The sequence below is a fragment of the Mycobacterium branderi genome, assembly GCF_010728725.1.
In the GTDB taxonomy this organism is placed as follows: domain Bacteria; phylum Actinomycetota; class Actinomycetes; order Mycobacteriales; family Mycobacteriaceae; genus Mycobacterium; species Mycobacterium branderi.
The window spans coordinates 2,588,145-2,608,946 of record NZ_AP022606.1; the positions used below are offsets into that span (position 1 = coordinate 2,588,145).

Sequence of the window (20,802 nt, forward strand, 5' to 3'; positions counted from 1 at the left end):
CGTAACTATAAAGCGAGCAGCGAAAACGTGCCCGGTTTGCGCGACGGGAATGTCCGTCGCCGGGTCCGTCGCGGTTATGCCTCGAAGCGATAACCCATGCCGGCCTCGGTCAGCAAATGCCGGGGCCGCGACGGGTCGTCTTCGAGTTTGCGGCGCAGCTGCGCCAAATAGACCCGCAGATAATGGGTTTCGGTAGCGTATGCCGGCCCCCACACCTCTTTGAGCAGTTCCTCACGGCCGACCAGTTTGCCGCGGTTGCGGACGAGCACCTCGAGCATGCCCCATTCGGTCGGCGTCAGGTGGACTTCGCTGCCGTTCTTGGTGACCTTCTTGGCCGCCAAATCGACTGTGAACGACGGTGTTTCGATGACAGGCTCGCCGGCCTCGGATGCGGTATTGCGCCGCACCGCGGCCCGCAACCGGGCCAGGAACTCATCCATGCCGAACGGCTTTGTGACATAGTCGTCGGCGCCGGCGTCCAGCGCCTCCACCTTGTCCGACGAATCGGTTCGGGCCGACAGGACGATCACCGGCGCGTTGAGCCAGCCGCGCAGCCCGGCCAACACCTCGATGCCGGAAATGTCTGGCAGGCCCAGGTCGAGAATCACCACGTCCGGACGATGTTCGGCGGCAGCGCGCAGCGCACCGGCACCGGTGGCTGCGGTGGTGACCTCATAGCCGCGCACCGACAGGTTGATGCGCAGCGCCCGCAGGATGTGCGGCTCGTCGTCGATGACCAGTACCCGAGTCATTTGTTGCCCTCCGGCGCCGCCAAGTCCACGACGACGGTGAGCCCGCCGCCGGGCGTGTCGGTGGCCTGGATGGTGCCGCCCATCGCCTCGACGAAACCCCGCGCCACCGACAGTCCCAGGCCCACCCCGCTGGTGTTGTCGTGATCGCCCAGCCGCTGAAAGGCTTCGAAGAGTTGTTCCGCACTGCCATGCGGGATTCCGGGCCCTTCGTCGATGACGTTGATCAGTACCCGATCACCGACTTGTCCGGCATTGACTCGTATCACGCAGTTGGGCGCGTAGCGCAACGCGTTGTCGATGAGGTTGGCCAGCACACGCTCGAGTAATCCGGCGTCGGCCATCACCACCGTGCCGCCGACGTCGACCTTGACGCGGTCGAGCGCGGACCGGAAAAACCCGGTCGCGCCCTTCCCGATGCTGACCAGAGCGCGCTGCACGGTCTCCTCCAGGTACACCCGCCGCAACTCGGGCCGAACCACTCCGGCCGCCAGACGTGACGAGTCGAGAAGGTTGCCGACCAAGGCGGTGAGATGGTCGATCGACTCCTCGATGGTGGCCAGCAATTCGGCGGTGTCCTCGGGAGAAAAGTCGATGTCCTCGGCGCGCAGGCTTGACACCGCCACTTTGGCCGCCGCCAGCGGAGTGCGCAGGTCATGGCTGACCGCGGACAACAAGGACCGGCGCAACTCGTCGGCGCGCCCAATGGCCTCCGCCCGGCTGGCGTCTTCGGCGAGCTCGCGTTGGCGGATCAGCCCGGCGGCCTGCTTGGCCACGGCGGAGAGCACCCGGCGGTCGCGGGCGGCCAGCTTGCGGCCCGTCATCAGCATCCAGAACTCGTCGTCGCCGACCTCGATTGCGGTGTCCGCCGAATCGACTGTGGTGCAAGGGTCTTTGCCTACCGAGGCGACAATGCTCGACCGGAGCTGACCGTCCTCGCTTTGTTCGCGCAGAATGCTGACTGCACGCTGTGAGTAAGTTTCTCGCACCCGTTCGAGAAGTGTCTCGAGGTCCGCGCCGCGCAGGACCGAGCCCGCGAACAGCGTCAGCAGCTCTGCCTCCTGGGATGCGCGGCCGGCTTCTCGGGCTCGTTTGGCGGCACTGTCGACCAGAACCGCGACCGCCACCGCGACCACCAGCAGCACCAGTTCCGTGACGGCCGCGTCGGGTTCGGCGATGGTGAAGCTGTGCCGTGGCGCGGTCAGGTAGTAGTTCAACAGCAGTCCGGACAGCACCGCCGAAAGCGCCGCCGGGGCAACGCCTCCCAGCATCGCGACGGCCAGCACGCCGACGAAGAACATCGCGCTTTCCCCGCTGGTGTTGAGGACCCCGTCCAGCCAGGCCAGCGTGATCGCGCAGATCGCCGACGGGACCACGATCGCCGCCAGCCATGATCCGACGCGTCGCTGCCGGGGGGAGATCGGGTTTCGCCGGTATCCCCGGTTCGATTCACCATGGGTGACGATGTGCACGTCGATCTTGCCGGACCGCTGCACGATCCGCGCGCCGATGCCCTCGTCCACGATGCGTGCCCATCGTGATCGCCGAGAGGTCCCTATCACCAGCTGGGTGGCGTTGATTTCGCGGGCGAAATCGAGCAGCGCCGTGGCGACATCGTCGCCGACCACGATGTGCATGGAGGCGTCAAGGCTGGTCGCGAGTTCACGAACCTTGCCAATGCGTGGTGCAGACGCCCCGGACAGCCCGTCGCCGCGCAACACGTGCACCACCATCAATTCGGCGCTGGACTTCGTCGCGATCCGGGATGCCCGTCGCACCAACGTTTCCGATTCCGGTCCGCCGGTGACGGCGACGACGACTCGCTCGCGCGCCTCCCACGTATCGGTGATCCTTTTTTCCGCGCGGTATTTCGCCAGTGCGGCGTCGACTTGGTCGGCCAGCCACAGCAGCGCGAGTTCCCTTAGCGCGGTGAGGTTTCCGCTGCGGAAGTAGTTGGACAAGGCCGCGTCGATCTTCTCCGGCGCGTAGACATTGCCGTGGGAAAGCCTGCGTCGCAACGCCTCCGGGGTGATGTCGATGAGTTCGATCTGAGCGGCTTGCCGAACGACGGAATCCGGAACCGTTTCCTGCTGCACGATCCCGGTGATCTGCGCCACGACGTCGTTGAGGCTTTCCAGATGCTGGATGTTCACCGTGGAAATCACGGTGATACCGGCGTCTAGCAGCTCTTCGACGTCCTGCCAGCGTTTCTGGTTCTTGCTGCCGGGGACGTTGGTGTGCGCGAGCTCGTCGACCAATACCACCTGCGGGTTGCGGGCGAGCACGGCCGGGACGTCGAGCTCGGTGAAACGGCTGCCGCGATATTCGATGGTTCGGCGCGGAATGGTCTCGATACCTTCAAGGAGCTCAGCGACTTTGCGGCGCCCGTGCGTCTCGACCACGGCCGCCACCAGGTCGGTGCCGCGTTCCAGTCGGCGGTGCGCCTCGGACAGCATCGCGTACGTCTTGCCGACGCCGGGTGCCGCGCCGAGGTAGATACGCAGTTCTCCGCGTTTGCGCCGGTGGTCGACGACACTCACGTGATCATCATCCACCAGAGTTGTCATCGGATGACCGGATACTTGTGGTCGAGTTGCAGGTTGACAGCCAGCACGTTGACGCGAGGTTCACCGAAGAACCCGAGGTCGCGGCCACGGCAGTTCGCCCGCACGACCTCTCGGACCGCATCGGCACTGACGTGGCGCGCATGGGCGATCCGGGCCACCTGGATGTCGGCGTAGGCCTCGGAGATGTCGGGGTCCAGCCCGCTGCCGCTTGCGGTGACGGCGTCGGGCGGCACCCGCGGGCTACCCGGTGCGGCCCCGCGGATCGGCACTAGCTGGCCGAACGAGTAGTCCTCGCCGGACCGCGCGCACTCCACCCGAACCCCGTCGTAGCTGGTCAGGAAGGTCTGGGCCGTGCTCGAGCATGGCTCGTTGACGCTGACAACCCGCGTGGGGTGGACGACGTTGCCGCGTGCGTCGCGGGGACCGATCACCGACAGCACGGCGCCGACGCCGCCCGCGGTGCAGAACGGGCGCGACCCGTCCACACCCTCGCGCTCCCCGACGGCCTTGCTGCGCGAACACACCTGGGTGAGCAGGCTGGGTTTGTCCGGATCGTCGACGATGCTTTCCGGCCCGAGGTTGCCGGCGCCGCTGGCCGGGGGGTCATAACCGTCGCCGGCCGCCGACGGTCTGCTCTGGAGGTATTGCGGCAGCGGACGGCCGGCGGCGTCGGTGAACAACTGGCCGATCAGGCTGCTGCCGACCGGTTTGCCGTCGACCCGAACGATCGACCCTTGCGCCTTGTCGTGCAGGCCGGGCAGTTGCGCCACCGCCCAGATGAGCAGCGGGTAACCGGCGCCGAGGAGCACGGTGAAGACGAGCAGCGCCCGCAACGCGGCCCAGTGCTGGCGAACCAAATTCGCGAAGGTCATCTGTGCCGCTCCTCCCCATCGCTTCGTCCCCCTCGCCGCTGCGCGGCTGGGGGTGCCCCCACTGCATCGTCGCCGGCACGACTCATGTCAGCCCATCCCCGGGAGCAGTTGAACGATCAGGTCGATGAGTTTGATCCCGATGAACGGGCTGACGATCCCGCCCAGCCCGTAGACGTAGAGGTTGCGGCTGAGCAACTTCGCGGCGCTGCTCGGCGTGTAGCGAACACCGCGCAGCGCCAACGGAATCAGCGCGGCGATGATGATCGCGTTGAAGATGACCGCCGACAGGATCGCCGACTCGGGGCTGTGCAACCGCATCACGTTGACCAGGTCCAGCCCCGGGAAGATCGCGACGAACATCGCCGGGATGATCGCGAAATACTTGGCGATGTCGTTGGCGATCGAGAATGTCGTGAGCGCGCCGCGGGTGATCAACAGTTGCTTGCCGATCTCGACGATCTCGATGAGCTTGGTGGGATCGGAGTCCAGATCCACCATGTTGCCGGCTTCCTTGGCCGCGGTGGTTCCGGTGTTCATCGCCACCCCGACGTCGGCCTGGGCCAGCGCCGGCGCGTCGTTGGTGCCGTCTCCGGTCATCGCGACCAGCCGGCCGCCTTCCTGCTCGCGTTTGATCAGCACCATCTTGTCTTCGGGAGTGGCCTCGGCCAGGAAGTCGTCGACGCCGGCTTCCTCGGCAATCGCCTTGGCGGTCAACGGGTTATCGCCGGTGATCATCACCGTGCGGATGCCCATCCGGCGCATCGCGTCGAAGCGCTCACGCATGCCGTGCTTGACCACGTCCTTGAGGTAGATGACGCCCAGCACTTGGGCTTTCGTGCCGGCGGCGCCGTTGGATACCTGGCCCACCACCAACGGGGTGCCGCCGGCTGCGGCGATGCCGTCGACGATCTCGCCGAGGATGGCCGGAGGCGTCCCGCCGTTGAGCCGGATCCACTCCGCGACGGAGTTCGCCGCGCCCTTGCGCAGTTGCCGTCCCGCGATGTCCACCCCGGACATCCGGGTCACCGCAGTGAACTCCACCCAGGACGCGTTGGCCAGTTCGCCGGGCGTCCGCGCGCGCAATCCGTAAGCCTCTTTGGCGTAGACGACGACGGAGCGGCCCTCGGGTGTTTCGTCGGCGAGGCTGGACAGCTGAGCGGCGTCCGCAAGCTCCCGCTCGCTCACTCCGCTGACCGGAATGAACTCTGCCGCTTCGCGATTGCCGAGCGTGATCGTTCCGGTCTTGTCCAGCAGCAGGGTGTTGACGTCGCCGGCGGCCTCGACCGCACGCCCGGACATGGCTAATACGTTGCGCTGCACAAGCCGGTCCATGCCGGCGATCCCGATAGCCGACAGCAGCGCGCCGATGGTGGTGGGGATCAGGCAGACCAGCAACGCCACCAGCACGATGCCGGTGACCCCGTTGGTGTCCAGCGCCTGGGTGTCGGGCACACCGGGGTTGCCTGCCTTGGAGTAGATCGCCAGCGGCTGCAGTGTGGCCACCGCGAACACGAAGATGATCGTCAGCGCCGCCAGCAGGATGTTCAGCGCGAGTTCGTTCGGTGTCTTCTGCCGGTTGGCGCCCTCGACCAGTGCGATCATCCGGTCCACGAAGCTTTGGCCGGGCTTTTGCGTGATCCTGACGACGATGCGATCCGAGAGGACGGTGGTGCCGCCGGTCACTGCAGAGCGGTCGCCGCCGGACTCCCGGATCACCGGCGCCGACTCACCGGTGATGGCCGATTCGTCCACGGACGCAATGCCTTCCACGACGTCACCGTCGCCGGGGATGGTCTGGCCGGCCTCGACCACCACGATGTCGCCTTGTTGCAGCAGAGGTGCCGGCACCTTCTCCTCGACGCCGGGCGAGCCCGGGGTCCAATCCCGAAGGCGCCGCGCGACGGTGTCGGCTTTCGACTTGCGCAAGGCGTCGGCCTGGGCCTTGCCGCGCCCCTCGGCGACGGCCTCGGCCAGATTCGCGAAGAGCACCGTGAGCCACAGCCAGAACACGATCAGCCAGCCGAACCAACTCGGATCGCCGATCGCGAGCACGGTGGACCACGCGGCCCCGATTTCGACGATGAACATCACCGGGTTGCGCCACAGCGTGCGGGGATCGAGTTTTTTCAGCGCCCCGGGCAGCGACTTGCCCACCATCTTGGGGTCGAGCAGGCCGCCCTGGACCCGCTCCGCCGCTGCATGCGGTGTCCTGGCGAAATCCATTGCAGGCGAGACCATTTCAGTGGATCCCTTCGGCGAGCGGCCCCAGCGCCAGCGCAGGCAGGAAGGTGAGGGCAACCAGAATGAGGGTCACTCCCACCACCAGGCCGACGAATTGAGGCTTGTGGGTGGGCAGCGTGCCGGCCGATTCCGGCGTCATACCCTGCCGGGCCAGTGAGCCGGCCAGCGCAAGCAGCAGGATCATCGGCAGGAACCTGCCGAAGGCCATGGCCAGTCCCAAAGCCGTGTTATACCAGGTCGTATTGGCCGAAAGCCCGGCGAAGGCGGAGCCGTTGTTGTTGGCCGCCGAGGTGAATGCATACAACACCTCGGACAGGCCGTGTGGTCCGGTGTTGGCCATCCCTGCGCGCTCCGGCGGTAGCGCCATCGCGACCGCGGTGCCGAGCAGCACGATCAGCGGGGTCACCAAGAAGTAGCTTGCCGCGAACTTGATCTCACGCGGGGTGACCTTCTTGCCGAGGTATTCGGGGGTGCGGCCGACCATCAGCCCCGCCACGAACACGGTGATCACGGCGAGGACGAGGATGCCGTAGAGGCCCGATCCGGTGCCGCCGGGTGCGACCTCCCCGAGCTGCATGTTGAACATCGTCATCATGCCGCCGAGGCTGGTGTAGGAGTCGTGCGCGGAATCGACGGCGCCGGTTGACGTCAACGTCGTGGCGTCGGCGAAGATCGCGGAGTCGGCGACGCCGAACCGCTGCTCGACACCCTCCGACGCGGCGCCCGCCGCGGTGGGCACGGTTCCGTGGTGCTGCAACTGAACCAGCATCGTCACGGTGACGCTGATGGCGGCGATTACCCCCATCACCGCGGCTATCGCATAGCCCTGCTTTGTGTTGCCGACCATGCGGCCGAAGGTGCGCGGCAGCGAAAAGCTGATTACCACCAGCAGGAAGATCTCCACCCAGTTGGTCCACGTGGTCGGGTTCTCGAACGGGTGCGCGGAGGTGGCGTTGTAGAAGCCGCCGCCGTTGGTGCCCAGCAGCTTGATCGCTTCCTGGCTCGCGACCGGGCCGCCGGGAATGGTCTGCTGTGAGCCGGCCAGCGTGGTGACCACTTGGTCGTGCAGGTGGAAATTCTGGATGACGCCGCCTGCGACCAGCACCACCGCGCCGAGGATGGCGATCGGAAGCAGTATGCGCAGCGTGCCGCGGACCAGGTCCACCCAGAAGTTGCCGAGTTCACCGGTGCGGGTGCGGACGAATCCGCGGACGAATGCGACCGCGACCGCCATCCCGACCGCCGCGGACACGAAGTTCTGCACCGCCAAACCGGCCATCTGCACCAGATGTCCCTGGGTCGACTCGCCGGAGTAGGCCTGCCAATTCGTGTTGGTGACGAAGCTGACCGCGGTGTTCCAGGCCAGCGCCGGAGTCATCGGGGTCGCCGGATCGTGCAGGTGCAGCGGCAGCTTGCCCTGGATTAGCTGCAGGGCGAACAGGAACACGATGCTGACAGCGGAGAACGCGAGGACGCTGCGTGCATACCCTGGCCAGGACTGCTCGGAGCGCGGGTTGGCGCCGATCAGACGGTAGATGAATCGTTCGACGCGCCAATGCTTTTCCGCGCTGTAGACCCGGAACATGTAGTCGCCCAGCGGCACATGGACGAGCACCAGCGCCAGCACCAGAAGCGCAAGGAACAGCAGCCCGGCTGTGGTGGTGCTCATCAGAAACGTTCCGGAAAGAGCAGGGCCGCAACCAGTAACAGCGCGATGATGACGGCCAGTGCAAGGCCGATGGCGTTGGCGAGGTTCACAGCCCCTCGACTAGCTTGAGCACCATGCCGAGCACGGCGAAGACCGCCACCGTCAGCAGCAGATAGACCACTACAGACACACCATCTCCGTTTCACTACCCGCCCCGAGTCATGCTCGGTCGGCCGCGCAGCACCCACTGGGCCCTCGGGGATGAGGGCTGCAATGACGCTAAGCCCGTTCGGTATCCAGGGCAGCGGTCATTAACGCTTTCTTTACGGGTCGCGGTGCGGCCTTAACGGTCGGGCCGACAGTTAGCAGCCGCGCTGCGTGCGCCTTGCCGCGGTAGTACCGTTCGCCGTATGCGTGCCCAGGACATGGCCGAGGACTTCCCGGTTTTGACCACCGACTCCGCCGCACTCGAGGCGGTGCGCATGCTCGCTGAGCAACGCCTACCCGGCGTTTTGGTTGTTGACGCATCCGGCAGCCCGTACGCGGTGCTGCCGGCGTCGCAAGTGGTCCGTTTTATCGTGCCGGGTTACGTGCAGGACGACCCGCTGTTGTCGGGCGTACTCGAGGAATCGATGGCCGACCACGTCGCAGAGAGGTTGGAGGGCAAGACGGTCGGCGACATGCTGCCCGCGCACCTTTCCGACGTGCCGCCGGCCAACTTCGACGACACCATCATCGAGGTAGCCGCGGTAATGGCGCGGCTGCGAAGTCCGTTGGTCCCGGTCACCAAGGGTGGCAAATTGCTGGGTGTGATCACCGCATCACGCCTGCTGGCCGCGGTGCTCAAGTCTTGATCGCCCGCACGTGAACCTCTATGCGGTTATCGCAACCGCGATCTTCGTCATCGCCTACGCGTTGATCGCCAGCGACCGCGTCAACAAGACACTGGTAGCGCTCGGCGGCGCGGTCTTCGTCGTCATCTTGCCGGTGATCAACTCCGACGAGGTGTTCTTCTCGCGGGCGACCGGGATCGATTGGGACGTCATCTTTTTGCTGCTGGGCATGATGATCATTGTCAGCGTGGTACGCCAAACCGGCGTGTTCGAATACGTGGCGATCTGGGCGGCCAAGCGCGCCAACGGCTCACCGCTGCGCATCATGATCTTGCTGATGGGCGTCACCGCTGTTGCATCGGCCCTGCTGGACAACGTCACTACGGTGCTGTTGATCGCTCCGGTTACCCTGCTGGTGTGCGACCGTCTCCAGATCAGCCCGGCGCCATTCCTTATGGCCGAGGCGTTTTCGGCTAACATCGGTGGCACCGCCACGTTGGTCGGCGATCCGCCCAACATCATCATTGCGGACCGCGGCGGCGTGAGCTTCAACGACTTCCTGATTCACTTGGCACCGATCGTCGTCATCCTGATGGTCGTCCTCGCCGCGCTGCTCCCGCGCTTGTTCCCGGGCGCATTCACGGTCGACGGCGAACGGGTCGCCGATGTGATGGCATTGGACGAACGCGAAGCGATCCATGATCAACAGTTGCTGATCAAATGCGGGGCTGTGCTGGTGGCGGTGTTCGCCGGGTTCGTCGCGCATAAGGCAATTCACATGGAACCATCGCTGGTGGCGATGGTGGGCGCCGGTGTCCTCATCGTAATCTCCGGTCTGACAAGGGAATTCTATCTGCAGAGCGTGGAATGGGAGACGCTGCTGTTCTTCTCCGGGCTTTTCGTCATGGTCGGTGCGCTGGTGAGAACCGGGGTTATCGGGCAGTTGGCCAAGTTGGCGGGCCAAGCGACCGGTGGCAATGCGTTGGTGACGACGATGCTGGTCCTGGTGGTGTCCTTCGTCGCAAGCGGCTTCGTCAACAACGTGCCGTATGCCGCGACGATGACACCGATCGTCGCCGAGCTGATGTCATCCGTTCATCCACATCTCAACTCCGCGGTGCTGTGGTGGGCCTTGGCCTTGGGCACCGACCTCGGCGGCAACCTAACCGCCGTCGGAGCAAGCGCGAACGTCGTCGTCATCGGAATCGCCCAGCGCGCCGGCAGTCCCATCTCCTTTTGGGAGTTCACCCGCAAGGGTGTGGTGGTCAGCGCCGTCTCGCTGGTGCTGTGCGCCGGGTACCTTTCGCTACGCTATTTCGCCTGGGCTTGATTAGTGATTTAGTGGTGACCCGCCGCTCGGCCGGCTGTAACGACCGCAGCGCCGCGTTCGGACGTATCAGCGCCAATCAGCTTCCAGGGTAGGCCTGACCGTGCATTGGAAATCGTCAGCGTTCCTCGACGGGCAACAGCCGCGGCTCCATACCGCCGAATTGCGGTGCGGCCGTGTCCCCGAAGCCCTCGGGAGCCATCGGTGCTCTGCGGGACGTGACGTCGTACGGCACGATTATCGCGGTCGCGCCGGTAACCCGGCTGACCGCCCGGGCCATCTTGTCCGCGGTGCGGTCGTGAAGTAGCCGGCCCAGCAACGGCGAATATGTTCGGCGCGGCAACAGCACCGTGATTTTGGAGCCCGGATGATCCGTCAATTCCTTGAGGACCAGCTCCTGTGCGGCACGGCTGAGGTGACGATCCGGGCAGTCGACCACCCGCAGCCGGATGTCGTGATCGAAGTGCTCCCAGCGGTCCCGCAGTTCCGCGGCGTGATCCGCGTCCACCACGAAGTGCACCGCGATCAAGTAGTCGGCCTGTAGTCCCTTCGCGTAGCGCAGCGCCTCGATCTCGGCAAGATCGACCGAATCCACAAAGACGAAAACCCGAAGTCGCGCATGCCTGACCAATTCAGGATCATCGGGGCGAGACGCCTCGAGTACGGATGCCTCTGCGCGGTACTGCCGGTTGAGCCGCATCAAAGCGAATACCAGCACGGGGAACACCACGCCCACCAGCCAGGCACCCTGAGTGAACCTGGCCACGATGAAGATCCCCACCACGAGCGTCGACATGATCCCGGTGGCCAGGTTGATCCCCGCCTTGTATCGCCAGCCCCGGCCGCGATGCACGAAATGATGTTTGGTCATGCCGTATCCGGCCATCGCGAAGCCGGTGAACACACCGATCGCGAACAGCGGCACCAGTTCGTGGACCGAGCCGCCGGTCACCAGCAGCAGTGCCACCGCGAGCACAGCCAGTGCGATGATGCCGTTGGAGAACACCAATCGGTGACCGCGCTTGGTCAGTGGCCGTGGCAGAAATCGGTCCGTGGCAACGAAACTGGCCAGCGCGGGGAAACCGCCGAAGCCGGTATTGGCGCCGGCGAACAGAATCGCCGCGCTTGACGCCTGGACAAGAAAGTACAGGACGTTGCCGATCACCCCGTTGCCGAACACCGCCCGGGCGATTTCGGACAACATCGACGGATATTCCGCGACATACGGAGTGGCGCGGGTGACGTAGGCCAAGTAGGCGACACCCACCAGCAGGAACCCGAGGATGCAGGCCATCACCGTGAGGACGCGACGCGCATTGGGGCCTTGCGGCTCGCGAAAGACGTTGACGGTGTTGGAAATCGCTTCGACCCCGGTCAGCGATGAACCACCGTTGGCGAACCCGCGCAGCAACGCGAAAGCCGTGGCGCCCATCACCAGCGCACCACCCTGATGGATGGGCACCGCTCCGGCAATGTGCGCTGGATCGTATTTGGGTAAGCCCCAGAAGATTTCACGAACAACGCCGGTCGCAATGGTCAGCGTGATCATGCCCACGAAGGAGTACGTCGTGATCGCGAATGTCCGCCCCGACTGCCGCAATCCACGCAGGTTCGCATAACCGATGAGCACCACCGAGGCCACGGCTATTTCCAGACTGTAGGGACGAAGCGGGGGGAGTGCCGACACCACCGCCACCGTTCCGGCGGCAGTCTGCACGGCGACGGTGACCACATAGTCGATCAACAGTGCCGCGGCCGCGACCTGCGCCACTTTCAGCCCGAAGTTCTCCCGGGCGACCACATAAGAGCCGCCGGCCTGGGTATAGGCCATGACGACCTGCCGATACGACGCGGTGACCAGTGCAAGTATCAGCAGGACGACCCCGATGACAGGAAGCAACAAGGCGAATGCGGCCATCCCGACGCGCGGCAGCAAGGCGATCATGACCTGCTCGGGGCCGTAAGCGGTCGACGAGATCGCGTCCGGTGAAATCGCACCGAGCGCAACGGGATTCGACAGCCTTTCCGATGCCAGCTGCTCGCTGATCAGCGGTCGGCCCAGAGCGATCCGCTTACATACGTCTGAAGCGGACGGCGTTATCTTCTGCCCGCCAACCGATGTTGTCACGGCGCATCACTTCCCAGGCTTTTGTCAACCACATGACGGCGTGCGGGATGGACCATCGATGCGGGCCGGTCACCGTTCGGGGATGCGACCGTCGCGCTGCGCTGGTCCCGCGGGATCTGAGCTATCCGGGACTTGATGTCGTAGGGCACAATTTGCGCGCTCGCGCCCTCGATCCGGCTGATGACCTTGGCCATCTTGTCCGCGGTGCGGTCGTGAAGCAGCCGGCCCAGCAGCGGCGAATATGTTCTGCGCGGCAGCAGCACCGTCACCTTGGAGCTCGGATGGCGGTTCAACTCCTGCCTCACCAGCTCGTGTGCGGCCCGGCCGAGCTGTCGGTCGGGACAATCGATCACCCGCAATGGGGTGTCGTGATCGTAGCGCCCCCAACGCTTTTGCAACCGCGCGGCGTGCGCGGCGTCTATCACGAAGTGGACGGCGACCAACTGGTCGGCACGCAGCCCTTTCCCGTAGCGCAGTGCCTCGATCTCGGCGAGGTCGACCGAATCGACGAAGATGAACACCCGATGTCGTGCATGCCGGGCGAACTCGGGAGGTTCGGTGCGCGACATCTCGAGTGCGGAGGCCTCGTCGCGGTATTGCCGGTTGAGCCGCATCAGAGCGAACACCAGCACCGGGAAAATGACGACTACCAGCCAGGCTCCCTCGTTGAACTTCGCTACGGCGAAAATACCCACCACGACCGTCGACAAGATGCCCGCGGACAGGTTGATCGCCAGCTTGTACCGCCAGCCGGGTCCGCGGTGGGTGAGATGGTGTTTGGTCATGCCGCAACCGGCCATCGCGAATGCACTGAACACGCCCATCGCGAAAAGCGGCACCAGCGCATTGACCGAACCGCCGGTCACCAGCAGCAGTGCCAGCGCCAGCGCGGTGAGCGTGATGATGCCGTTGGAGAACACCAGCCGATGGCCGCGTTTCATCAGCGGCCGCGGCAGAAAGCGGTCCTCCGCAACGAAACTCGTCAGCGCCGGGAAACCGTTGAAGCTGGTATTCGCGCCGTTGAACAGGATGGCCGCGCTGGCCGTCTGGAGAAGCAGGTACAAGATGTTGCCGATCAGGCCGTTGCCGAATACCGCACGGCCGACCTCGGAAAGCATCGACGGATACCCCTCGACATAGGGGGTGGCGTGGGTGACATAGGTGAGCCACGCGACACCGGCCAACAAAAGCCCGAGAATGACCGACATTATGGTGAGTACCCGACGTGCGTTGGGGCCCACAGGTTTCCGGAACACGTTGACCGTGTTGGAGATGGCCTCCACTCCGGTCAGCGACGTGCCGCCGTTGGCGAATGCGCGCAGCAGCACGAGGATCGTCGCACCCATCACCAGCCCGCTGCCCTGGTGGACCGGCACCGCTCCGGCGATATGTGCCGGATCGTATTTCGGTAAACCCCAGAAGATTTCACGGACAATGCCCACTACGATCAGCAAAGTCAGCATAACGACGAACGAGTAGGTCGGCAGCGCGAACGAAATGCCCGCCTCCCGCATGCCGCGCAGGTTGCCGTAACAAAAGAGGAGCACCGCGGCTACGGTGATTTCCAAGTGGTAAGGGCCCAGCGAGGGTATCGCAGACACCACCGCCACCGTGCCGGCTGCGGTTTGCACTCCGACGGTGACCACATAGTCGATCAGCAGTGCGGCCGCGGCGATCTGCGCCACCCGGGGCCCGAAGTTGTCCCGCGCGACAATGTAGGAGCCGCCGACGCGGGTGTAGGCCATGACGACCTGGCGATACGACGCGGTCACCAAGACCAGGATCAGCAGGATGACGCCCGTGAGGGGAAGCAGCAGCGCGAACGCGGCCAGGCCGGCGGCCGGCAGCAGCTCGATCATGATCTGCTCGGGACCGTAGGCGGTCGACGAGATCGCGTCCGGTGAAATCGCGCCGAGCGCGACGGGATTCGACAATCGCTCGTGTTGGAGCTGGTTGGTGATCATCGGCTTGCCGAGAAAGGCGCGCTTGCACACGTCGCCAATCGACAGGGGGACGCTGAGCCGGCCGGCCGGTGATGTCATGGCCACGTTCCTTCGTCCGATTAGAGCGATATGCCCTTCTCGACCAGCCGATCGGATCGGTTGTCGACCGTGTGCAGGCATCCCGACTTGGCCCTCGACGGCGAAGGCTTGAAATGAAGGTAAGCGCGGGCTGGCGGGTTGCGCGTGTCGTTAACCCTTTCTTAACGACTGCCCAGCGACCGGTATGCGGGCTTGCGCTGCATAGTCACCCCGTGGTCGGATGCTCGAGCATCGGAAAACGCACGCGAAAGACCGTGCGTCCGTCGCCCGACTCCGCGGTGACCGAGCCGTGATGCGCCTTGACGATCGACGCGACGATCGGCAGGCCCAACCCGTTGCCCGTTGCGTTCGATCGCGCGGTGTCGCCCCGCACGAACCGCTCGAACAGATGTGGCAGCAGATCCGGCTCGATGTCGGGACCGTCGTCGGTCACGGTCAGCTCCACATACGGCCCGTCCTCGCCACCCGGGTGACGCGAGATCGCCGTCGTCACCGTCACGCCCGGCGGGGTATGCACGTGCGCGTTGCTCAAGAGGTTGCTGACCAGTTGGTGCAGCCGGTCGCGGTCGCCGCGCACCCACACCGGGTCCTCCGGCAGGTCGTTGACCCAATGGTGGGTCGGCGCCGCCACCGCCGCGTCGTTGACCGCGTTGATCACCACATCGGCCAGATCCACGTCCTCGGTGTCGAGATCCTCGCCTTCACCCAGCCGGGACAGCAGCAGTAACTCGTCGACCAGCGAGGTCATCCGCAACGCCTCGGACTCGATTCGGGCCAGCGCGTACTCGGTGGTCGGCGGCAGCGCAGAGCTGTCCTGGCGGGTGAGTTCGGCATAGCCCTGAATCGCGGCCAGCGGGGTGCGCAGTTCGTGGCTGGCGTCGGTCAGGAACTGCCGCATCCGCCGGTCGGATTCGGTGCGGTGGGCCAGCGCGCTGTCGACGTTGTCCAGCAACCGATTCAGCGTGTGCCCGACGATGCCGACCTCGTTGCCGGGATCGGTGTCGCCGGACCGCACGCGGGTGGTGATCCGGTGCTCGTCGCCGATCAGCGGCATGCCGGCGACTTCGGCGGCAGTCGCCGCCACGCGGCGCAGTGGACGCAGCGCGTAGCCGACCACCGTAATCGTGAGTGCCGCGGTCAGCAGCAGCGCGGCCACCAAAAGCACTGTGGCGGTGAGAGTTCGCCGCGCAATGGTCCGGTCCGCGAGCGCCAGCGAAACCCCGACCAGTAGCCGGTCCGATCCGGCGGCGCGGCTGTCCACCCGATAGGAGCCCAGGCTGCCCAGCACTTCGGTCCGGGGCGGCCCGTCGGTCCACGACCTCGATTGAATCGCGCGGACCACGTCGGAGGGAGCGGGCCGAGCTTCGTCCTCGGAGAAGACGGCCGAGCCCACCACCACACCGTCGTGCAGCACCGCGACGAGGTTGCCCGGTGTCTGGCCGGTGAACTCCAGCATCGCCTGCTCGATCGGTAAAGCGCTGTGCGAACTTTCGCCGGTGCGGTAGCGGCTATACGAATGCTCCAGTGCCTGAAGGGATTCGGCGACTTCGGCATCGTTCATCGTGGTGACGTACGCGCGCAGGCTCAGCACCGACACGACGTCGACCGCCACCAACACGACGCACACGACGGCACACACGCCCAGCACAAGCTGGCGGCGCAGGGATCGCGGCCACCACCGCGCGGCTCGGGGCGGGGTCATTCCGGCGGTCGCAGCATGTATCCGACACCTCGCACGGTGTGGATCATCGGGTCACGGCCCGCGTCGATCTTCTTCCGCAGATAGGAGATGTAGAGGTCGACGATGCTGGTGCGCCCCGCGAAGTCGTAATTCCAGACCCGGTCGAGTATTTCGGTGCGTGTCAGCGCCCGGCGTGGGTTGCGCATCAAGAAACGCAACAACTCGAACTCCGTCGACGTCAGCGACAGCGGCGTTCCGCCGCGGGTGACTTCGCGGCTAGTGCCGTCGAGGGTCAGATCGCCGACCCGCAGTTCTTCTTCGGCCGGGGGAGCAAGGTGATTGGAGCGGCGAAGCAGTCCGCGCAACCGGGCCACCAGTTCCTCGAGGCTGAACGGCTTGGTCATGTAGTCGTCGGCGCCGGCGGTCAAGCCGGTGACCCGGTCCATCACCGAGTCGCGGGCGGTGAGAAACAGCGTCGGGGTATAGGCGTCCGACTCGCGCACCCGTTGCAGAATCTGCAGGCCGTCCATGTCGGGCAGCATGATGTCGAGCACCAGCACGTCGGGGCCGACCTTGTCGAACTTGGCGACGGCCTCCCGGCCGTTGTGCGCGACGTCGACGACCCAGCCTTCGTAGTGCAGCGCCATCTTGACCAGGTTGGTCAGCGCCGGTTCGTCGTCGACCAGCAAAACCCGGATCGGTGATCCGTCGGCCCGGCTGATCCGGGGAAGTTGGCCGAGGATGGCCTGGCGTGGCCGCTGTTCGCGCGCGTAACCCGACCCATAACTCGACACAGCCGCCATATTCCTACATTTTCCCTGGCGCACATCGCCCTGTCATGAAGTTCATATCGTTCTCAAATGTTGCGGGCATCGGCCGAGGTGTCGCCCACACGATCAGATATGTGTTTTCTATGTAACTGATCAGCGAGCTTGATAGCGCTTTTGCTCGAAAAATATTGTGATACTTAGTCGTTGACCCGAGTTGGTGCTGCACACGAGATGTGCGCGTCTCAATACTCTTGTGTTTGAACAATTTTCGTCCACCGCGCAGTCCCGTCCGACGACAACGGTCGACGGCAGTGGCGTGGCTTCGATAAGCGGAAGGTAGGAGAAGGCAGTGACTTTCCCGACATTCGTCACGACGCATCCGGAGTTGCTCAGCGCCGCGGCCGGAGAGCTGGCGAGCATCGGTTCGGCAATGGCCGCCGGTAACGCGGCGGCGGCCGGACCGACCGGCGGCGTCGTCCCGGCGGCCGCAGACGAAGTGTCTGCCTTGACCGCGGCGCAGTTCGCCGCGCAGGCCGGCAGGTACCAGGCGATCAGCGCCCAGGCGGCGGCGGTCCACCAGCAGTTTGTGAGCACGATGGCGGCCAGCGCCGGTTCGTATGCGGCCACCGAGTCCGCCAACGCGATCGCGGCCGGTTAGGCGGAACGGATCATGTTGGACTTCGGACTGTTACCGCCGGAGGTCAACTCCGCGCGCATGTACGCCGGTGCCGGCCCCGGGTCGATGCTGGCGGCCGCGGCGGGCTGGGACGGGCTGGCAACCGAACTGCACTCCGGGGCGACGTCGTACCAATCGGTGGTGACCGGTCTGGTCACGGGACCGTGGCAGGGGCCGGCATCGGCGGCGATGGGCGCGGCGGCCGCACCTTACGTGGCCTGGTTGAGCGCGACCGCGGCCCAGTGCGAGCAGGTGGCCAACCAGGCCCGCGCAGCGGTGAGCGCCTATGAGGCCGCGTTCGCGATGACCGTGCCGCCGCCGGTGATCGCCGCCAACCGCGCGCAGCTGATGGCCTTGGTCGCCACCAACTTCCTGGGGCAGAACACTCCCGCGATCATGGCCACCGAGGCGCACTACGGCGAGATGTGGGCGCAGGACGCCGCGGCGATGTACGGCTACGCCGCCAGTTCGGCCGCCGCCGCAACGCTGGCCCCATTCAGTCCGCCGCCGCACAACACCAACCCGGCCGGGCTGGCCGGTCAGGCCGCGGCGGTGGCCCACTCCGCCGGCACCTCGGCGGGCAGCCACGCGCAGACCATGACGTCGTCGCTGTCGGCGGTGCCGCAGACACTGCAGAGCCTGGCATCGCCCACCGGGTCGGGGTCCGGGATGTCGCAGATGGTGATGGGCACGGGGACGTCAGCGGCGACGTCGGCGGCCTCCGCCCCGGCAAGCGCACTCACGGCCCTGACGGGCGCGTCGGGCAAGGGGGCGATCAAGGGTGCCAGCAAGACCGCCGACGTCGGCGGCGGCGCACTTTCCGGTCTGGCCGGCGCGTTTGGGGGCACCGAATCGCTGGGCCTGATCGAAGACACCGTCGGCCTCGAGATGGACGGCGTCGGGCTGGTCGGCCTGGACGGCGGCGGTGTCGGGCTGGACCTGATCGGCGTGGGCCTGGATTTCCTTGGCGCCGACGAGCTGACCGAGTCCGGAGGCCTGGGGCCGCTGGGCGGCCTGGGTGGCTTGGCGCCGCTGGGGGCGGGGCTGGGCCAGGTCGGTGGTTTGGGCGGTGCCGGCGCGTCGGCCAGCATCGGCCAGGCGGCGTCTCTCGGCGGGCTTTCGGTGCCGCAGAGCTGGGCCGCGTCGATGGGCCCGGCCAGCGCGATGCCGTTGCCTGGCACCGGCATGACTGCCGCGCCGACGATCTCGACCACTGCATCCGGGATGCCCAAGATCGCGTTCCCGAGCATGGCCATGCGTGAAGCCGATGGGGCTGTCAGGTCGGTCGGGTTGCGGTCCAGCGTGCTGCCGCACTCGCCCATGGCCGGGTAGGCCTCAACAATGTTGTGGCCCGCACACCGGGGGGTGTGCGGGCCACTGTTGGGATGGGGGGTTAGGCCCAGCTGGAGCCGACGGCGGAGTCGGTAGAGGCCATGTTGGATCCGGCGGTTTGGACTTTTTGGCCGTGGGCGTTGGCCTGCTCGTAGATCACCTGGAAGTTGCGGCCCAATTGGGTGATGAACTCCTGGCAGGCCGTCGAGCCGGCGCCGCCCCAAAAGTCGCCGGCGGCAAGGACATCGCGGATGATGGCCTGGTGCTCGGCCTCCAAAGAGGCGGCCTGGGCGCGAATCAGCGCGCCATGGGCGTCGACGTCGCCGAACTGGTAGTTGATGGTCATAGTCGTGTCTCCTAGGTTGTCTGGTCGGCGACCCGCTGCGCGCGGCTGCGCCGCGCTTGCGATCGCCTCTAGCTGGACAGGATCTGCTGGGAGGCCTGCTCTTGGGCCTCGTAGTTGTTGGCGTCGCGGATCAGCCCGTCGCGCACCCCGTGCAGCATGTTGACGATGTTGCGGAAGGCTTGATTCATCTGGCTCATGGTGTCGTAGGAGGTGGCCTGGGCGGTTCCGCTCCAGCCGGCTCCGGCGATGTTTTGGGACGAGGCCCACATCTTGCGGGCTTCGTCCTCCACGGTCTGGGCGTGCACGTCGAAACGGCCCGCCATGTCGCGCATCGCGTGCGGATCAGTCATAAACCGAGTAGGCATCGAACTCTCCTTCGTGGTTGACGGGTGGATGCTGCGCTGCTGTGCCTGGGTGACAGGTTACGACCTGCGTTTTAACAACCGGCTTCGAACATGTGACGAGTTATGTCCATTCCCCACCTAACCGGCCGCGATTGCGTTGGCGGCCTCGGTGGCCGCATACGATCCGGCGCTGGTGCCCAGTGTGTTGACGAACATTTCGTGGATTGCCTCGGCTTGGGCGCTGACCGACTGATACAGCGCAGCGTGCGCGGCGAACTGGGTTGCCGTTAGCGCCGAAACCTCGTCGGCGGCCGCGGGAACCACACCGGTGGTGGGCGCCGCCGCCGCAGCGTTTTGTGAGGCCATCACCGAGCCGATGCCCTGCAGGCTGGCGGCCGCAGCCGTCAGGTCCTCGGGCTGTGTGGTCACGAATGACATGGCTTCTCCTGGTGTCGCACTGCCGATTCCACACATCCACAGTGCCCCTGGACGGGGCCGGGTAGCACGCCGTTAACGGTTTCCTAACGCCGAGCCCCGAATTCTTGACGGAATGCTGCCTCGAAACGTGTTGTGGCCCGCACACCGGGGGGTGTGCGGGCCACTGTTGGGGTGTGGGGTTAGGCCCAGCTGGAGCCGACGGCGGAGTCGGTAGAGGCCATGTTGGAGCCGGCGGTTTGGACTTTTTGGCCGTGGGCGTTGGCCTGCTCGTAGATCACCTGGAAGTTGCGGCCCAATTGGGTGATGAACTCCTGGCAGGCCGTCGAGCCGGCGCCGCCCCAAAAGTCGCCGGCGGCAAGGACATCGCGGATGATGGCCTGGTGCTCGGCCTCCAAAGAGGCGGCCTGGGCGCGGATCAGCGCGCCGTGGGCGTCGACGTCGCCGAACTGGTAGCTGATCGTCATAGTCGTTTCGCTCCGTGTCTTTGTTAGCTGGACAGGATCTGCTGGGAGGCCTGCTCTTGGGCCTCGTAGTTGTTGGCGTCGCGGATCAGCCCGTCGCGCACCCCGTGCAGCATGTTGACGATGTTGCGGAAGGCTTGATTCATTTGGCTCATGGTGTCGTAGGAGGTGGCCTGGGCGGTTCCGCTCCAGCCGGCTCCGGCGATGTTTTGGGACGAGGCCCACATCTTGCGGGCCTCGTCCTCCACGGTCTGGGCGTGCACGTCGAAACGGCCCGCCATGTCCCGCATCGCGTGCGGATCAGTCATAAAGCGCGTGGTCATCGAAATCTCCTTCGTGGTTGACGG

The 20,802-nt window shown here is 65.7% G+C and carries 17 protein-coding genes and 2 pseudogenes; 4 read left to right on the plus strand and 15 right to left on the minus strand.

Going from position 1 to position 20,802, the window contains the following annotated elements; all coding sequences use genetic code 11:
* Nucleotides 1–74 precede the first annotated feature (74 nt).
* The 6 genes from G6N47_RS13345 to G6N47_RS29680 all read right to left on the minus strand — a co-directional run bounded on the left by G6N47_RS13345 (nt 75) and on the right by G6N47_RS29680 (nt 8,187).
* On the minus strand, nt 75–752 hold the full coding sequence (locus G6N47_RS13345; RefSeq protein WP_083131679.1) for a response regulator: 678 nt from the start codon (nt 750–752) through the stop codon (nt 75–77).
* On the minus strand, nt 749–3,316 hold the full coding sequence (locus G6N47_RS13350) for a sensor histidine kinase (protein ID WP_083131680.1): 2,568 nt from the start codon (nt 3,314–3,316) through the stop codon (nt 749–751). Before G6N47_RS13350 ends, G6N47_RS13345 begins: the two co-directional genes overlap by 4 nt.
* On the minus strand, nt 3,313–4,188 hold the full coding sequence (locus G6N47_RS13355) for a potassium-transporting ATPase subunit C (RefSeq protein WP_083131681.1): 876 nt from the start codon (nt 4,186–4,188) through the stop codon (nt 3,313–3,315). The genes G6N47_RS13350 and G6N47_RS13355 overlap by 4 nt, the downstream gene beginning before the upstream one ends.
* An 87-nt stretch (nt 4,189–4,275) precedes the next feature.
* The gene (kdpB, locus tag G6N47_RS13360; protein ID WP_083131682.1) at nt 4,276–6,426 is read right to left on the minus strand and encodes a potassium-transporting ATPase subunit KdpB; all 2,151 of its coding nucleotides are present in this window, start codon (nt 6,424–6,426) and stop codon (nt 4,276–4,278) included.
* Nucleotide 6,427: 1 nt separating this feature from the next.
* Nucleotides 6,428–8,098 (minus strand): potassium-transporting ATPase subunit KdpA, encoded by a 1,671-nt coding sequence (gene kdpA / locus G6N47_RS13365; protein ID WP_083131683.1) that lies wholly within the window; start codon nt 8,096–8,098, stop codon nt 6,428–6,430.
* Complete coding sequence (locus G6N47_RS29680) at nt 8,098–8,187, minus strand: potassium-transporting ATPase subunit F (RefSeq protein ID WP_139799478.1); 90 nt, start codon at nt 8,185–8,187, stop codon at nt 8,098–8,100. The genes kdpA and G6N47_RS29680 overlap by 1 nt, the downstream gene beginning before the upstream one ends.
* A 300-nt stretch (nt 8,188–8,487) precedes the next feature.
* On the opposite strand from G6N47_RS29680, the gene G6N47_RS13375 reads away from it, so the two are divergent.
* Both G6N47_RS13375 and G6N47_RS13380 read left to right on the plus strand, forming a co-directional pair.
* Nucleotides 8,488–8,931: a CBS domain-containing protein gene (locus G6N47_RS13375; protein WP_083131685.1), complete on the plus strand. Its 444-nt coding sequence runs from the start codon at nt 8,488–8,490 to the stop codon at nt 8,929–8,931.
* A gap of 10 nt (nt 8,932–8,941) precedes the next feature.
* Nucleotides 8,942–10,240: an ArsB/NhaD family transporter gene (locus G6N47_RS13380; RefSeq protein WP_083131686.1), complete on the plus strand. Its 1,299-nt coding sequence runs from the start codon at nt 8,942–8,944 to the stop codon at nt 10,238–10,240.
* A 160-nt stretch (nt 10,241–10,400) separates the two neighbouring features.
* Here the strand turns inward: G6N47_RS13380 and G6N47_RS13385 are convergent.
* From G6N47_RS13385 to G6N47_RS13400, 4 genes and pseudogenes are all read right to left on the minus strand, one after another.
* Nucleotides 10,401–12,365 (minus strand): annotated as a pseudogene (locus G6N47_RS13385) (APC family permease); the annotation flags it as partial.
* A gap of 83 nt (nt 12,366–12,448) precedes the next feature.
* A pseudogene (locus tag G6N47_RS13390) lies at nt 12,449–14,407 on the minus strand (APC family permease); the annotation flags it as partial.
* Nucleotides 14,408–14,612: 205 nt separating this feature from the next.
* Nucleotides 14,613–16,109: a sensor histidine kinase gene (locus G6N47_RS13395; protein ID WP_083131689.1), complete on the minus strand. Its 1,497-nt coding sequence runs from the start codon at nt 16,107–16,109 to the stop codon at nt 14,613–14,615.
* A complete protein-coding gene (locus G6N47_RS13400) occupies nt 16,106–16,891 on the minus strand; it encodes a response regulator transcription factor (protein ID WP_083131690.1) in 786 nt (261 codons plus the stop codon). Before G6N47_RS13400 ends, G6N47_RS13395 begins: the two co-directional genes overlap by 4 nt.
* 316 nt (nt 16,892–17,207) lie before the next feature.
* On the opposite strand from G6N47_RS13400, the gene G6N47_RS13405 reads away from it, so the two are divergent.
* Together G6N47_RS13405 and G6N47_RS13410 are read left to right on the plus strand one after the other, a co-directional pair.
* Nucleotides 17,208–17,516 carry a PE family protein gene (locus G6N47_RS13405; protein WP_083131691.1) on the plus strand — a complete coding sequence of 103 codons (309 nt, stop codon included), beginning with the start codon at nt 17,208–17,210 and terminating at the stop codon, nt 17,514–17,516.
* A 15-nt stretch (nt 17,517–17,531) separates the two neighbouring features.
* Complete coding sequence (locus G6N47_RS13410) at nt 17,532–18,866, plus strand: PPE family protein (RefSeq protein ID WP_083131815.1); 1,335 nt, start codon at nt 17,532–17,534, stop codon at nt 18,864–18,866.
* Nucleotides 18,867–18,927: 61 nt separating this feature from the next.
* Here the strand turns inward: G6N47_RS13410 and G6N47_RS13415 are convergent, their stop codons facing one another.
* The 5 genes from G6N47_RS13415 to G6N47_RS13435 form a co-directional block, all read right to left on the minus strand.
* The gene (locus G6N47_RS13415) at nt 18,928–19,212 is read right to left on the minus strand and encodes a WXG100 family type VII secretion target (RefSeq protein WP_045384667.1); all 285 of its coding nucleotides are present in this window, start codon (nt 19,210–19,212) and stop codon (nt 18,928–18,930) included.
* A gap of 68 nt (nt 19,213–19,280) precedes the next feature.
* A complete protein-coding gene (locus G6N47_RS13420) occupies nt 19,281–19,577 on the minus strand; it encodes a WXG100 family type VII secretion target (RefSeq protein ID WP_163659645.1) in 297 nt (98 codons plus the stop codon).
* A 117-nt stretch (nt 19,578–19,694) separates the two neighbouring features.
* Nucleotides 19,695–19,994: a PE family protein gene (locus G6N47_RS13425; RefSeq protein WP_083133104.1), complete on the minus strand. Its 300-nt coding sequence runs from the start codon at nt 19,992–19,994 to the stop codon at nt 19,695–19,697.
* 179 nt (nt 19,995–20,173) lie between these two features.
* Nucleotides 20,174–20,458 carry a WXG100 family type VII secretion target gene (locus G6N47_RS13430; RefSeq protein ID WP_083133102.1) on the minus strand — a complete coding sequence of 95 codons (285 nt, stop codon included), beginning with the start codon at nt 20,456–20,458 and terminating at the stop codon, nt 20,174–20,176.
* A 23-nt stretch (nt 20,459–20,481) separates the two neighbouring features.
* Nucleotides 20,482–20,778: a WXG100 family type VII secretion target gene (locus G6N47_RS13435; protein ID WP_083133122.1), complete on the minus strand. Its 297-nt coding sequence runs from the start codon at nt 20,776–20,778 to the stop codon at nt 20,482–20,484.
* Nucleotides 20,779–20,802 lie beyond the last annotated feature (24 nt).

Bases quoted from the DNA above. Each gene is read 5' to 3' on its own strand.
- G6N47_RS13430 (WP_083133102.1), bottom strand. From the start codon at position 20,458: ATGACGATCAGCTACCAGTTCGGCGACGTCGACGCCCACGGCGCGCTG.
- G6N47_RS13375 (WP_083131685.1), top strand. From the start codon at position 8,488: ATGCGTGCCCAGGACATGGCCGAGGACTTCCCGGTTTTGACCACCGAC.
- G6N47_RS13395 (WP_083131689.1), bottom strand. From the start codon at position 16,109: ATGACCCCGCCCCGAGCCGCGCGGTGGTGGCCGCGATCCCTGCGCCGC.
- G6N47_RS13415 (WP_045384667.1), bottom strand. From the start codon at position 19,212: ATGACCATCAACTACCAGTTCGGCGACGTCGACGCCCATGGCGCGCTG.
- G6N47_RS13345 (WP_083131679.1), bottom strand. From the start codon at position 752: ATGACTCGGGTACTGGTCATCGACGACGAGCCGCACATCCTGCGGGCG.
- G6N47_RS13400 (WP_083131690.1), bottom strand. From the start codon at position 16,891: ATGGCGGCTGTGTCGAGTTATGGGTCGGGTTACGCGCGCGAACAGCGG.
- G6N47_RS13435 (WP_083133122.1), bottom strand. From the start codon at position 20,778: ATGACCACGCGCTTTATGACTGATCCGCACGCGATGCGGGACATGGCG.
- G6N47_RS13425 (WP_083133104.1), bottom strand. From the start codon at position 19,994: ATGTCATTCGTGACCACACAGCCCGAGGACCTGACGGCTGCGGCCGCC.
- G6N47_RS13355 (WP_083131681.1), bottom strand. From the start codon at position 4,188: ATGACCTTCGCGAATTTGGTTCGCCAGCACTGGGCCGCGTTGCGGGCG.
- kdpB (WP_083131682.1), bottom strand. From the start codon at position 6,426: ATGGTCTCGCCTGCAATGGATTTCGCCAGGACACCGCATGCAGCGGCG.
- G6N47_RS13350 (WP_083131680.1), bottom strand. From the start codon at position 3,316: ATGACAACTCTGGTGGATGATGATCACGTGAGTGTCGTCGACCACCGG.
- kdpA (WP_083131683.1), bottom strand. From the start codon at position 8,098: ATGAGCACCACCACAGCCGGGCTGCTGTTCCTTGCGCTTCTGGTGCTG.
- G6N47_RS13420 (WP_163659645.1), bottom strand. From the start codon at position 19,577: ATGCCTACTCGGTTTATGACTGATCCGCACGCGATGCGCGACATGGCG.